15 protein-coding genes and 1 tRNA gene are annotated in these 13204 nt (G+C 36.2%); all 16 read left to right on the top strand.

The annotated features are described in order from the left end of the window. Window positions 1–10 precede the first annotated feature (10 nt). The 16 genes from PHF10_04025 to PHF10_04100 all read left to right on the top strand — a co-directional run bounded on the left by PHF10_04025 (window position 11) and on the right by PHF10_04100 (window position 13202). Entirely contained in the window at window positions 11–784 is a 774-nt protein-coding gene (locus PHF10_04025) for a hypothetical protein (protein ID MDD5534888.1), read from the top strand. 53 nt (window positions 785–837) lie between these two features. Next, window positions 838–1518 (top strand): cell division ATP-binding protein FtsE, encoded by a 681-nt coding sequence (gene ftsE, locus PHF10_04030; GenBank protein MDD5534889.1) that lies wholly within the window; start codon window positions 838–840, stop codon window positions 1516–1518. A gap of 88 nt (window positions 1519–1606) precedes the next feature. Further along, window positions 1607–1834, top strand: a complete 228-nt coding sequence (locus tag PHF10_04035; protein ID MDD5534890.1) for a hypothetical protein — start codon at window positions 1607–1609, stop codon at window positions 1832–1834. A gap of 143 nt (window positions 1835–1977) precedes the next feature. Continuing rightward, window positions 1978–2442, top strand: a complete 465-nt coding sequence (locus PHF10_04040; GenBank protein MDD5534891.1) for a hypothetical protein — start codon at window positions 1978–1980, stop codon at window positions 2440–2442. Window positions 2443–2456: 14 nt separating this feature from the next. Beyond that, entirely contained in the window at window positions 2457–2747 is a 291-nt protein-coding gene (locus PHF10_04045; GenBank protein ID MDD5534892.1) for a hypothetical protein, read from the top strand. A gap of 4 nt (window positions 2748–2751) precedes the next feature. Further along, window positions 2752–3726 carry an NGG1p interacting factor NIF3 gene (locus tag PHF10_04050; GenBank protein MDD5534893.1) on the top strand — a complete coding sequence of 325 codons (975 nt, stop codon included), beginning with the start codon at window positions 2752–2754 and terminating at the stop codon, window positions 3724–3726. A 34-nt stretch (window positions 3727–3760) separates the two neighbouring features. After that, window positions 3761–4054, top strand: coding sequence for a co-chaperone GroES (locus PHF10_04055; protein ID MDD5534894.1), 294 nt, complete (start codon window positions 3761–3763; stop codon window positions 4052–4054). 12 nt (window positions 4055–4066) lie between these two features. Beyond that, entirely contained in the window at window positions 4067–5716 is a 1650-nt protein-coding gene (gene groL / locus PHF10_04060) for a chaperonin GroEL (protein ID MDD5534895.1), read from the top strand. A 289-nt stretch (window positions 5717–6005) separates the two neighbouring features. Then, window positions 6006–6368: a hypothetical protein gene (locus PHF10_04065; protein MDD5534896.1), complete on the top strand. Its 363-nt coding sequence runs from the start codon at window positions 6006–6008 to the stop codon at window positions 6366–6368. A 74-nt stretch (window positions 6369–6442) separates the two neighbouring features. Continuing rightward, the gene (gene ppsA, locus PHF10_04070) at window positions 6443–8941 is read left to right on the top strand and encodes a phosphoenolpyruvate synthase (GenBank protein MDD5534897.1); all 2499 of its coding nucleotides are present in this window, start codon (window positions 6443–6445) and stop codon (window positions 8939–8941) included. A gap of 6 nt (window positions 8942–8947) precedes the next feature. Further along, window positions 8948–9748: a patatin-like phospholipase family protein gene (locus tag PHF10_04075; protein MDD5534898.1), complete on the top strand. Its 801-nt coding sequence runs from the start codon at window positions 8948–8950 to the stop codon at window positions 9746–9748. Window positions 9749–10231: 483 nt separating this feature from the next. Continuing rightward, a complete protein-coding gene (locus PHF10_04080; protein ID MDD5534899.1) occupies window positions 10232–10486 on the top strand; it encodes a GIY-YIG nuclease family protein in 255 nt (84 codons plus the stop codon). A gap of 19 nt (window positions 10487–10505) precedes the next feature. Next, window positions 10506–10590, top strand: a tRNA-Ser gene (locus PHF10_04085). A 184-nt stretch (window positions 10591–10774) separates the two neighbouring features. Continuing rightward, window positions 10775–11497, top strand: coding sequence for an SIMPL domain-containing protein (locus PHF10_04090; GenBank protein MDD5534900.1), 723 nt, complete (start codon window positions 10775–10777; stop codon window positions 11495–11497). Window positions 11498–11594: 97 nt separating this feature from the next. Continuing rightward, window positions 11595–12572, top strand: a complete 978-nt coding sequence (locus PHF10_04095; GenBank protein ID MDD5534901.1) for a tRNA-dihydrouridine synthase — start codon at window positions 11595–11597, stop codon at window positions 12570–12572. 6 nt (window positions 12573–12578) lie between these two features. After that, window positions 12579–13202, top strand: coding sequence for a hypothetical protein (locus tag PHF10_04100; protein ID MDD5534902.1), 624 nt, complete (start codon window positions 12579–12581; stop codon window positions 13200–13202). The last annotated feature ends 2 nt before the right edge of the window (window positions 13203–13204 follow it).

A 13204-nucleotide genomic window follows, 5' to 3' on the forward strand; every position in this document is an offset into this window, starting at 1 on the left:
ATTTTAAAATATGCCAAATTCAATGGAACAATTTGATTTTTTTGAATCAAAAAGTTTGAAAAAAACAAAGAATAAAAGAGAGGATGAACAAAAAATTGATACAAGTGTTATCTTGAAAAAAATAAAAACTCCTCGATTTAGAGAAGCCATTTATGGAGATGGCTTATTTGAGTCGCTCATTCATTTAGTTAAAGAGCTTAAAAAAGAAATGCCAAATTATGACACCATTCTTTCAGATGATATCAGCGGGCGAGAAGTTTCTCTATTATTACGGCGTTTAATCGATAAAAAAAGAACTGAATTGAATAAGCCTCCGGTAAAAACTTATTTTTTAGCCTCCGGTCGCCATATAACTTATGAATCAAAAATTTTTGATGGTATTAAAAATTTTATAAAAAATGAAAAAGATCATTTGGGTAAGGTTTTATTAGTCACGGAATTTATTTCTTCGGGTGAGAGCATATCTAAATTAGTGAATATTTTAGAACAATTAGAAATTGATTTTGACATAGCTGCTGTTTCTATGCAAAATTCACCTAAAGATGAGGGTTATCAGAATAATATTGGTTATTTAAATAAAAAAATTAAATACGGAGATGTTGGCAAGGGAGGGCTTGCTTTTCATGATCGAACGCAATCAATAGATAAAATATTTATATATGAAAAAGATATTTCAGCTCATCCTTATGTTAAACAAGATATTCTCAAAGAAGAACAAAAAGAAATAAAGGAATCACGCGAAGACGTGGAAGTTCTGGCGGAAGAATTATCCAAGTTTATTTAAATTAGTTTTCAGAGGATAGAAAAATAACTATTTTAATGCTATAATGTTAAGGTATGATCAAATTTGCTAATGTTACTAAATTCTATCGGCCGAATACTTACGCTTTGCGCAATGTTTCTTTTCATATTAAACCGGGCGAATTTGTTTCCATTGTCGGTCAATCAGGAGCGGGGAAAAGCACTATCATAAAATTATTAACCGCAGAAGAAAAAGCAGACGAAGGAAAAATTATTATCGGCGGATGGGATATTACCAAAGTCAGGCCGGCCGAAATACCGACTTTAAGACGGCAGCTTGGCGTAGTTTTCCAGGATTTCAAGCTTTTATCTAAAAAAACGGTTTATGAAAATATCGCCTTTGCCTTGGAAGTGATTAACACGCCCTATAAAAATATCAAACCGATTGTTAAACAAGTTTTAAAAATTGTCGGTTTGGAGAATAAAATTAATTATTTTCCGAGACAATTATCATCCGGCGAGGCACAGAGAGTGGTTATTGCCAGATCGCTCGTTCATCGCCCAAAAATATTATTGGCCGACGAACCGACCGGCAATCTTGATCCTATCACTACTCGCGATATTATTGAACTTTTGACAAAAATCAATGAATTTGGCACCACAATTTTATTGGTAACCCATAATCGGGAAATAGTTAATTTCTTTAAAAAGAGAGTTATTACCTTGGATAGAGGAGTGGTTATTGGCGATCAGACAAGAGGCAGATACGTTATCTAAATGCCAATAGTTACAAATTTTAATATTTACGATGATAAAGTTTTTAAAGTAATCGGGTAAGAATATTTTTTAACATAATAATTTGATTATGCCGCAAAAAATTGAAGACGCGGACAAGATTCTAATATCCAAACAAAAATGGATGATTATCGGTTTATTGATTATTATTTTTAATCCTTTGCCGGCAGGATTGATTTACGGTTTTGCTTTATGGCGGGAGAAAAAATTTCAAGCTGAAGGGAAATTAATGATGATTTTTTCTTTGCTTTGGGGTGGAATTTCTTTAGCTTTGACTAAGCAATATTTAGGATATTAAATATCTACCTTCATTGAGAGTTAATAGGGGTTCTAAGACCCTCTATTTTTTACTTCATATACTGAATTGGAGCGGGGTTGACAATATTAAACTTTAAGGATATATTTAAATATAGAGGAAAATAATAAATTAAATTTAATTTTATGAGGAAAGAAAACAATCTACCTCAAAATTTAACCTCAAACAAGAGAGAACAAATGGGACCAATGGGAGACGAAGACGTTTTAGATGTAAAAAATGGAATATCAGAAATAATGGCTTCTGTTGAAGAAATTTATGATCCAAAAAAGAGAAAAGAAGTTTTAGAAAAAATGTTAGAAAAGATAGACGGTGTAACAGAAAGCGCGCCCCAAAAAGCAGAAAAAGAAATTGGAAATAACGAAATAGGAAATTTTAATTATCCATCTTTAGGGGCGGGCGAAATAGATAAAAAATTTACCTCGGACATAGAAGTGGAAATTGAGCACACTGCGATGCCGAAAATTAAAAAAATTATCAATACAATTCAAAATTCAAAAATTAAAACAGAAGTCTTGGAAAATATAATAAGTATGATAAAGGGAGAACTAGAAAAAGTGAAAACGGAATTAGAAAAATTAGGAAAGTAATTTAGTATTGTTTTATGCGTATTAAAATTGATTTAGACGATTCCATTAATCCGGTTGTTTTTATCAGGCGAACCGGTTACGCGGAAATTAAAGATTTTAGAAGCGGTCAAACAAGTTATATTCGCAGATTGCGCGGCTATCATTATCCGCGTTTTCATATTTATATAGAAAATGGATATTTTAATCTTCATTTGGATCAGAAAGCGCCCAGTTATGAAGGCACTTCGGCTCATAGCGGCGAATATGAAGGCAGGGTAGTAGAAGAAGAGGCGGAAAGAATTAAAAAATTTTTTAATAAAAAATAAATTTATGACTCAAAAAGAAATTTACAATTTAGCCATTAAAATGGGCATTGAAGCGGATTTGCGAGGCAAAAAAATGGTTGAAAAAATAATGAAAAGAATCAATCAAAAATACGAGGCAATGTCTAAGGATCAAAAAGAAGAATTTGATGAAGAAAGATTGACTAATCCGTATTCCGATTCGCGTATTTTATTTGACCCTTCGACCATTCGACAAGCTCATGGCTCAGGGCAGGCAAAAAAGCAAATTAAAAGAATTTTAGTCGGCGTTGATATGGAAATAGGCGAACTTTTACTAGCCGACAAATTGGGTAATATTGATTTGGTTTTAGCGCATCATCCGGATGGTTGCGCTTTGGCCGGGCTGGACGATGTGATGAAACTTCAGGCAGACGTTTTAAATCTTTACGGCGTGCCGATTAATATTGCCGAGAATTTAATTCATATTCGCATGGAAGAGGTGAGTAGAGGGGTTTCTTCAGCTAATCACAATGAAGCCGTGGATGCGGCAAAATTATTAAATATGGGTTTTATGTGTGTTCATACTCCGTGCGATAATTTAGTGGCTGATTTTCTCAAGAAAAAAATAGAAAAAGAAAAACCGGAATTTGTTGAAGATTTATTGAAATTATTAAAAAGCATTCCTGAATATAAAGAGGCGATTAAAATCGGAGTCGGGCCGAGGCTTTTTACCGGCAAATCGGAAAATCATTGCGGAAAAATTGCCTTAACCGAACTTACCGGCGGTACCGAAGGCTCGCCCGAAATTTACGAAAAATTATCTCAGGCCGGAGTTGGTACGGTGGTGGCCATGCATCTCAGCGAAAAACATGTTAAAGAAGCTATTAAAGCACACATTAACGTAGTCGTGGCCGGGCATATTTCATCAGATTCGCTGGGCTTGAATTTATTTTTAGATAAACTTGCCAAACAAAAAATTGAAATCATTCCTTGTTCCGGACTAATCAGAATAAAAAGATAAAATATAAATAATAATTATTTTAAAATTTATACTTATGACAAAACTTCAACCATTAGGCAGTCGGTTAATCGTTAAGCCGATTGAAGTAAACGAAACAACCAAATCAGGCATTATTTTGCCGGATACAGCTGATAAAGAAAAACCTGTCAGAGGGAAGGTGATAGCCGTCGGCAAGGGCAAAATGTTGGAAAACGGCCAACGGGAAATTATTGACGTAAAAGTCGGTGATGAAATTTTATTTGAAAAATACGGTACGGACGAATATAAAATAGACAAGGAAGAATTTTTAGTTGTTGATTACGAAAAAGTTGTCGCGTTAATTAAATAATTATTTAAATATATGGCAAAACAAATTTTATTTGATGAAAAAGCTCGCGCTGCTATAAAGCGAGGAGTAGATCAATTGGCGGCAGCAGTCAAAGTGACTATGGGACCGGTTGGCCGCAATGTTATTTTGGACAAAGGTTTCGGTTCGCCGATTATCACCAATGACGGCGTAACCGTGGCAAAAGAAATAGAATTGGAAGATAAATATGAAAATGTCGGCGCGCAATTGCTTCAAGAAGTGGCGACAAAAACCAATGATATAGCCGGTGATGGTACGACCACCGCGGTTATTTTGGCTCAAGCCATTATTTCCGCCGGTTTAAAAAATGTGGCTGCCGGAGCCAATCCATTAGCCTTGAAAAGAGGCATTGATAAAGGCGTGGCAGTAGTGGTTAAAGAATTGAAAGAAAAAATATCCAAACCGGTTTCCACTAAAGCGGAAATTAAACAAGTGGCTTCAATTTCGGCCAACAGCGAAGCAATCGGCAGTATTATTGCCGAAGCAATGGAAAAAGTCGGCAAAGACGGAGTTATTACCGTGGAAGAATCTCAATCTTTTAATATGGAATTGGAAGTAACTGAAGGAATGCAATTTGATCACGGTTATGTTTCTCCTTATATGATTACCAATCCGGAAAAAATGTCAGCTGAATATGATAATCCTTATATTTTAATCACTGAAAGAAAAATTTCAGCCGTGAGTGAAATTTTGCCGATTATGGAAAAAATCGCTCAATCAGGAAAAAAAGATTTAGTGGTGATTGCTGATGAAATTGAAGGCGAAGCTCTGGCCACTTTTGTGGTTAATAAATTACGAGGAGTTTTTAATGTCTTGGCTGTCAAAGCGCCTGGTTTTGGCGATCGCAAAAAAGAAACACTTGGCGATATTGCTGCTTTAACTGGCGGTAAAGTTATTACTGAAGATTTGGGTTTAAAATTGGAAAATGTAAATTTAAACGATCTTGGCAAGGCAAGAAAAGTTATTGCCAATAAAGAAGAAACAACCATTGTTAACGGTAAGGGAAAAGAAGAAGCGATTAAAAACAGAATTGCCGGCATTAAAAGAGAATTGGAAAAAACAACTTCTGAATTTGATAAAGAAAAACTTCAAGAAAGATTGGCGAAATTATCAGGCGGCGTGGCGGTAATTAAAGTTGGAGCCGCAACCGAAACAGCGATGAAAGAAATTAAATTTAAAGTTGAAGACGCGGTTCATGCCACTAAAGCGGCCGTGGAGGAAGGAGTGGTTGTCGGCGGAGGATTGGCTTTATTAAGATGCTTGTCAATCGTGGATAAAATAAAACTTGAAGGCGATGAAATAATCGGACTGCAAATTTTAAAAAGAGCATTGGAAGAACCGATTCGTCAAATTGCCATTAATTCCGGTGAAGACGGCGCGGTGATTGCTCAAAAGGCAAAAGAGACAAAAGGTAATATGGGTTATAATGCCGCGACAAATAAATTTGAAGATTTGATTGAAGCGGGAATTGTTGATCCGGCCAAAGTGACTCGGACGGCTTTGCAAAATGCCGCTTCCATTGCTACTTTATTTTTAACCACTGAAGCGGTAATAACCGATAAACCTGTTAAAGAAGAATGCAAGCACGAACACGGAATGGGTGGCGGAATGCCCGGAATGGGAGGAATGGGCGGGGAGTACTAGTCCTTGGACAGGCCACAAAAAAAGACACTGTCGATTTCCCCAGCGGGAAAATCGCAGCTCGTTCTCGGTCTCGCTCCTCCGACATTCGTCGGAGACCGTGCCCGCTCGACCTGCGAAACGCTTTTTTTGCGGCACAATCCTCGGACTATTAGATAGATAAAATGAAAAGAAGAGGTTTACGCCTCTTCTTTTCATTTTATTGGCAATATGGTATAATTAGAATAAGTAATAAGCTAGTAAGCTGATAAGTAAATAAGCTAAATAATTTAATAAATTAAATAAAAATTATATGGACCAAAAAGAAACTTTAGAGAAAATTAAATCTGCGATTGAGACGACTAAAAATACCAGTCTTTTAAGCAAGTTTTTAGCCGCTATTTCTTACGTCGGTGTTTTTTGTTTTGTCCCTCTCGTGGTAAAAGTAAAAGATGAAGGCGTCAATATTCATGCTCGTCAAGGCATGGTTTTATTTGTGGCCGAGATTATCTTTACTTTAATCTGGGTTATTCCGTTTATCGGTTGGGTTGTTGGTTTTATCGGCTGGATATTCTGTATTATTGTTTCAGTAATCGGATTTATTCAATCTATCTCAGGCCGTCTTTTTACCGCGCCTTTTATCCATCGTTTTGCCGACAAGATTAAAATTATCTAACTCAAAAAGTTTTTAGTATTTTTTAACTCGCAAGATCGACGAGATTGTTGATTTTTTATTAAATTATATTTTTTATGACCAAAAAATTAGTTATACCTTTTAAAGATTTAACCATTAAAGACGTTCCCAGAGTTGGCGGTAAAAATGCTTCCTTAGGAGAAATGTATCAGAAATTAACGAAAAAAGGGATTAGAATACCAAATGGTTTTGCCACCACATCTGATGCTTATTGGTATTTTTTGGATGAATCAGGTCTCAAAAAAGGAATCAAAGAAATTTTAAAGGGCCTTGATGTAAAGGACATGAAAAATTTAATGACTCGCGGTAAAAAGATTCGAGAGTTAATTTTAAAATCAGAATTGTCTCAAGATTTAAAATCGGAGATTGTTAAATTTTATAAAAATCTCTCCAAAGAATACGGCGTGGAAAATGTGGATGTGGCGGTAAGAAGTTCTGCCACCGCTGAAGATTTGCCCGGTGCTTCTTTTGCCGGCCAGCAAGAAACTTTTTTAAATATTCATGGCGAAAAAGAACTTTTAATAGCAGTACTTAAATGTATTGCTTCTCTTTTTACTGACAGAGCTATTGTTTATCGAACAGAACAGGGATTTGATCATCTTAATGTGGCTCTCTCAGTCGGAGTGCAAAAAATGATTCGTAGTGATTTGTCTTGTTCCGGAGTAATGTTTTCTTGCGATACGGAATCCGGTTTTGCAGACGTGACGGTTATAAATTCATCATGGGGATTGGGTGAAAATGTCGTGCAAGGAAAAGTCAGCCCAGACGAATTTATAGTTTATGAACCGTTGAATAAAGGCCAATTTAAGCCAATTGTCAGCAAGAAATTAGGTTTGAAAGAATGGACAATGACTTATGACAATAAAGGAAATAAATCGACAAAAAATTTGCGCACTGCTTTTGAAAAACAAAATAAATTTACTTTAACTGATGAAGAAGTTTTGGAATTGGCGCGTTACTCGGTTATTATTGAAGAACATTATAAGCGGCCAATGGATATGGAATGGGCGAAAGACGGTCACGATAAAAAATTATATGTTTTACAGGCAAGACCGGAAACAATCCAATCCAAAAGATCTCTTGATGTTTTGGAAGAATATGTTTTATCGGGAAAGGAAATAAATTCACGAACTTTAGCGAGAGGTAAAAAGTTCTCGGCCCAAGGCCGATCCGCCTCGGGCGGAAGTGTTTTAACAACCGGCGTGGCAATTGGCAGTAAAATCGGCACAGGTGAAGTTAATATTATTAAAACCGCAAAAGATATCAGTAAATTTAAACCCGGACAAATTTTAGTTACTGAAATGACTGATCCTGATTGGGTACCGATTATGAAAATCGCCAAAGCCATTGTTACTGATGCCGGCGGCAGAGTTTGCCATGCGGCGATTGTCTCTCGCGAATTGGGAATTCCTTGCGTAGTGGGTACGGGGAATGCCACTCAAAAAATTCATCAAGGACAAAAAATAACCGTTTCTTGTTCCGAAGGGGAACAGGGCTTTGTTTATAACGGTTTGCTGCCTTTTAAAATTAAAAAAACCGTGATTAAGGGTTTGAAAAGACCGAAGACAAAAATTATGATGAATGTCGGCGATCCGGAGCAGGCTTTTGCTTTTGGCTTGATTCCAAATGACGGCGTTGGCTTGGCGCGAGAAGAATTCATTATTAATGATTATATTAAAATTCATCCTTTGGCGCTTATTCATTATTCGAAAATTAAAGATAAAAAAATAAAAGAACAAATTAATAAAATTACCATTGGTTATTCTGATAAAGTTAAATTTTACGTTGATAAATTGGCCGAAGGCATTGCTCATATCGGCGCCGCGTTTTATCCAAAAGACGTAATTGTCAGATTTTCTGATTTCAAAACCAATGAATACGCGAATTTAGTCGGCGGTTCTTTGTTTGAACCGACGGAAGCAAATCCGATGATCGGCTGGCGCGGGGCTTCCCGTTATTACGGAGAAAAATTTAAACCGGCTTTTGAATTGGAATGCCAAGCGATTAAAAAAGTTCGCGAAGTGATGGGATTGGACAATGTGATTGTAATGGTGCCGTTTTGCCGAACCGTTAAAGAAGGGGAGGATGTGCTGAAAATTATTGACCAATACGGTTTGCGTAAAAATAAAAAAGGCATTAAACCTTTGAAGGTTTATGTGATGTGCGAAATTCCTTCCAATGTTATTTTGGGCGAGGAATTTGCCAAGATTTTTGACGGTTTTTCAATCGGCTCAAATGATTTGACTCAATTGACTTTGGGACTTGATAGAGATTCGGCTTTGGTGGCGCATTTATTTGACGAAAGAAATGAAGCGGTAAAAAGATTAGTTAAAAAAATTATTGAAATTGCTCATCAGTATAAACGAAAAGTTGGAATTTGCGGCCAAGCGCCAAGCGATTTTCCTGATTTTGCCGAATTCTTGGTTAAAGAAGGAATTGATTCCATTTCTCTTAATCCTGATACGGTGGTTAAGACTACGATGGATATTTTAAAGACCGAGAAAAATATTCGGCCCAAGGCCGATCCGCCTCGGGCGGAAAAGAAAAATAAATAAGAAATAATGGATTTTAAAAAACCGAAAATAATTTTTGTTTTAAGCGGCGGGGGAGCGAGAGGACTCGCGCATTTGGGTTTTTTAAAAGTTTTGGAAAAAGAAGGAATTAAACCGGACGCAATAATCGGGGTGAGTATGGGAGCATTTATCGGCGGTTTATACGCAGCCGGCATGAGTATTGAAGAAATAGGAGAAACAGCGAAGCAAATCAAAAAATTTAAAAAAGTTTTATTTTTTACTTCCCGGCCCAATAAAACAGGTTTAATTCAGGGAGACCAAATAGAAAAATACATTGCGAATATTGTCGGTAAAAAAAGAATTGAAAATTTAAAAATTCCATTTTATGCCGTGGCCACTGATTTAAATAAGGGGACTGATGTGGTGATAAATAAAGGACCCTTAATTAAAGCTATCTTGGCGAGCATGGCTATTCCGGGGCTTATTTCGCCGGTTAAATTTAAAAATAAAATTTTAATTGACGGCAGAATCAGTAATCCGTTGCCCATAGATTTGGCGCGTGATTTGGGAGGCGATTTGATAATTGTTTCCAATACTCAGTTTCCTGTGCAAAAAATAAATGTCTATTCAATCAATATTATTGGCATTTTACGACGCAGTTTGGAAATAGTTGAAAGTAAAAATTTGGAGAATTTACTTTCAAAAGAAAAAGAAATTGTTGTTGTTATGCCAAAGGTGGCTAAAATTAACATATTGGAATACGAATTGGCGGAAAAAATAATTTCATTGGGTAAATTGGCAACTCAGAAAAAATTGGGAGAAATAAAAAAACGATTAAATATTGTTTAAAAATGGCTTGACATTAAAAATAAATAGATTATACTGTTAAAATAATAGTTCTTTGGAAAATAATTGATGTGGCCAGGAGGGGAAGGTTAGTCTAAGCAGACCCTAACGACCGATGGCGCTGATGGTTGCTCTCGTACAGAGAATCGGTCTCTCAAATAATGTGACCGAGCATAAGAGCAGGCAAATACTTAGATTACCGATGATAAAAGATCTTTAATTTTAAATATCTTTTATCTCTCCAAGCAAGATTGGAGTAGTTTTGGCCTGGACTGTTGGCTATTAGTTTTGCATACTTGCAAGCTGTAGCCATAACTGGCGCATCTGGAAATTAAGGACGTATACAAAGATATACGTCCTTTTCAATTATAAAATTTATGTTATAATTGAAATGTTATGGAGAGGTCGCACCCGCTCGGCGATGCGAGCGGGCTCGCTCAACCTGCTCAATAATTTGAGTAGGGCTGAGCGTAGTAGAAAATTATTATGTTTTATGTTTATATCTTACAAAGCAAAAAAGATGGTAAAAAATATATTGGATTTAGTTCTGATTTAAAAGAGAGAATTAAACAACATAAAAGTGGTGAAGTGAGAGCAACTAAAAATAGATTGCCGTTAGAATTGGTTTATTACGAAGCATTTAGTGATAAAAAAGCAGCTCAACAACAAGAGTTATTTTATAAAACAGGACAAGGAAGAAGAATTTTAAATAAAAGATTATTTTTTGTAAATAAAATATAAATAAAGTTTAGATAGATGAGGAGAGGTCGCATAGTGGTCGAGTGCGCTTGCTTGGAAAGCAAGTATACCGCAAGGTATCGGGGGTTCGAATCCCCCCCTCTCCGTTTTTAAATATTATTATTTATTAAAAAATAAATAATAATATACAAATATATAAATAAATATGATTCGAACCGCGGGCCGCAGTCCCCGAAGAGGGGACGAAGGTTTCGAGCCGCAGCAGCGGCGAGAAGCGAATCTCCCCCCGTTTTTAATAACGTATTATTTTTAATTTAATCGAAAAAAATTATGACTGAATCAAAATTAAATGTTAGTGTTATTCTCGGAGTCGCCCTAATAATCAGTGCATTGATATTCGGCGGATTTTATTATTTCGCTCAATCAAAAAATTCCACAGACGCATTATCCGTTACCGGTTCGACTAAAATACGTGTGACCTCAGATCAGGCTAAATTGATAATCAATCTTTCCAGTATTGTTTATGCCAATGATTTATCTTCGGGTAATCGTGATATTGCCCATGATTTGGCTTTGACACGCGATCTGTTAAAAAAATCAGGTGTGGCCGACACTGATATTGTGGAAGGACCGGTTTCCATGAATCAAGTGTGGGATCAAAATAATACCGGTCAAATTCGTTATCAATTAAGCCAGATAATCACCGTGCAATCAAATGATGTTAATAAAATAACCGATATCTCCAAAAAAATTCCGACTCTGTCTGAGCAGGGAGCTATTATTTCAGTTCAATCATTGGAATATTATTATTCCAAATTACCAGATCTTCGCGTATCGCTTTTAACACAAGCGGTTCAAGATGCCAAAGCTAGGGCTGAAAAAATTGCCGAAGGCACAGGCAGGTACGTTGGCAGCGTCATATCGGCTTCAAATGGCGTGGTGCAAATTTTAACGCCCAATTCGGTTGATATTTCCGATTACGGCAATTATGACACTTCCAGTATTGAAAAAGACGTGATGGTAACAATTAAAGCTTCTTTCCGTCTTAAATAATTATTTAAGACGATCAGTAAATTTATTAATCTGTTAATATAGAAAATGTCACTTCTCAAGAAATGACATTTTCTATATTATTCAGGTATGTTATATTATGAAACAAAATTTTTGGGAAAAATTGAAAAAACCAATTATGGCTATCGCGCCGATGGCAAATGTCACTGATGCGGCGTTTCGGCAAATGCTTTTAAAATACGGTCGGCCGGATATTTTTTTGACAGAATTCGTTTCCGTGGAAGGATTAACTTCAAAGGGCAAAGAACAATTGTTGGTGGATTTGTGGTATAATAAAAAAGAGCATCCGATTGTGGCTCAAATATTCGGCGCCAAACCTGAAAAATTTGAAAAGGCGGCTGAAATAATACGCGAACTCGGTTTTGACGGCATTGATATCAATATGGGTTGTCCGGACAAAGATATTGAGAAACAAGGTGCCGGAGCGGCATTAATCAAAAATCCGGAATTGGCAAAACAAATTATCAGAGCGACAAAAAAAGGAGCAGGGGATCTGCCAATTTCCGTAAAAACGCGAATCGGTTATTCCAAAAATCAAATTAAAGAATGGATTCCGATTCTTTTGAAAGAAAATTTAGCCGCGCTGACTGTCCATCTTCGCACAAAAAAAGAGGGGTATAACATTGCCGCGCATTGGGAGCTTGCCCCTGAGATCGCAGCATTAAGAGATTGTTACGCGTCGGAGACGATTATTCTCGGCAATGGCGATATAAATACATTGGATGAAGCGCGCGAAAAAACAAAAAAATCCGGACTGGACGGAGTAATGGTTGGAAGGGGAATTTTGGCAAATCCGTGGTTATTTTCAAAAAAAATGCTCCGCATTCAGGAGCGGCTCGAATGCATGGTAAAACACGTCGAGCTTTTTGAAAAAATGTATAAAACAGATAGTGATAAAAATTTAAAAAGTTTCAATACTATAAAAAAATATTTCAAAGCATATATCAGTGGATTTGACAATGCGAAAGATTTAAGAGTTCTGCTGATGGGGGCGAAAAATGCTATTGAAGTGAAAAAGATTACGAAAAAATTTATCAAAGAAACTAATATATTTTAAAATATTATGAAAAATAAAATACTTATTTTAATTTTTGTTATCTTATTTTGTGCGGGGATCGGTTGCTGGTTTATTAGAAAATATCAAATTCCTGTTTCAAAAACAATCAGCGAATCTGTTGCGATTGAAATAATAAAAAATCAATTTCCAGAATTCAAAGAATATCCAAGCAATCAGTTGCCGCCAAAATCCATTAAAACTCAGAAAACAGACGACGGCTGGCATATTGCTTTTATTCAAGAAGGTTCCGGACGGCCGATTATTTCAGCAACCTGTTTTTTTATGGATAACCAAAAGAATATTATGAGCCAGAGAATATATAATCCAACCATTGAAGAAGATTCAACCGTAGAATTGTCGCCGATAACTTGCACTCCGGGCGCCTGTTCATTGGAAAATTGTCATGGATTGGACATAAAATGCGGTTCAAATCCGCCTGATGTTTGCACGGAAATATACTTAATCGGGGATAAATGTCTGCAATATGCCAAATGCGGCGTTCAAAATGGCGAATGCCGGCAAATAGAAAATTCTCAATTTACAGAGTGCAAATCATGCGTTCAAAAATGCATAGACGCTAATGAAAATGATAATATAAAGTTGTTTAACTGTGAGAGTAAGTGTAAATAAAA

Source organism: Patescibacteria group bacterium (assembly GCA_028716665.1).
Lineage (GTDB): Bacteria > Patescibacteriota > Patescibacteriia > UBA2591 > JAQUPP01 > JAQUPP01.

Bases quoted from the DNA above. Each gene is read 5' to 3' on its own strand.
- PHF10_04025 (MDD5534888.1), top strand. From the start codon at position 11: ATGCCAAATTCAATGGAACAATTTGATTTTTTTGAATCAAAAAGTTTG.
- PHF10_04100 (MDD5534902.1), top strand. From the start codon at position 12,579: ATGAAAAATAAAATACTTATTTTAATTTTTGTTATCTTATTTTGTGCG.
- PHF10_04090 (MDD5534900.1), top strand. From the start codon at position 10,775: ATGACTGAATCAAAATTAAATGTTAGTGTTATTCTCGGAGTCGCCCTA.
- PHF10_04045 (MDD5534892.1), top strand. From the start codon at position 2,457: ATGCGTATTAAAATTGATTTAGACGATTCCATTAATCCGGTTGTTTTT.
- PHF10_04065 (MDD5534896.1), top strand. From the start codon at position 6,006: ATGGACCAAAAAGAAACTTTAGAGAAAATTAAATCTGCGATTGAGACG.
- PHF10_04080 (MDD5534899.1), top strand. From the start codon at position 10,232: ATGTTTTATGTTTATATCTTACAAAGCAAAAAAGATGGTAAAAAATAT.
- PHF10_04035 (MDD5534890.1), top strand. From the start codon at position 1,607: ATGCCGCAAAAAATTGAAGACGCGGACAAGATTCTAATATCCAAACAA.
- ppsA (MDD5534897.1), top strand. From the start codon at position 6,443: ATGACCAAAAAATTAGTTATACCTTTTAAAGATTTAACCATTAAAGAC.
- PHF10_04075 (MDD5534898.1), top strand. From the start codon at position 8,948: ATGGATTTTAAAAAACCGAAAATAATTTTTGTTTTAAGCGGCGGGGGA.
- PHF10_04055 (MDD5534894.1), top strand. From the start codon at position 3,761: ATGACAAAACTTCAACCATTAGGCAGTCGGTTAATCGTTAAGCCGATT.
- ftsE (MDD5534889.1), top strand. From the start codon at position 838: ATGATCAAATTTGCTAATGTTACTAAATTCTATCGGCCGAATACTTAC.
- PHF10_04050 (MDD5534893.1), top strand. From the start codon at position 2,752: ATGACTCAAAAAGAAATTTACAATTTAGCCATTAAAATGGGCATTGAA.
- PHF10_04040 (MDD5534891.1), top strand. From the start codon at position 1,978: ATGAGGAAAGAAAACAATCTACCTCAAAATTTAACCTCAAACAAGAGA.
- PHF10_04095 (MDD5534901.1), top strand. From the start codon at position 11,595: ATGAAACAAAATTTTTGGGAAAAATTGAAAAAACCAATTATGGCTATC.
- groL (MDD5534895.1), top strand. From the start codon at position 4,067: ATGGCAAAACAAATTTTATTTGATGAAAAAGCTCGCGCTGCTATAAAG.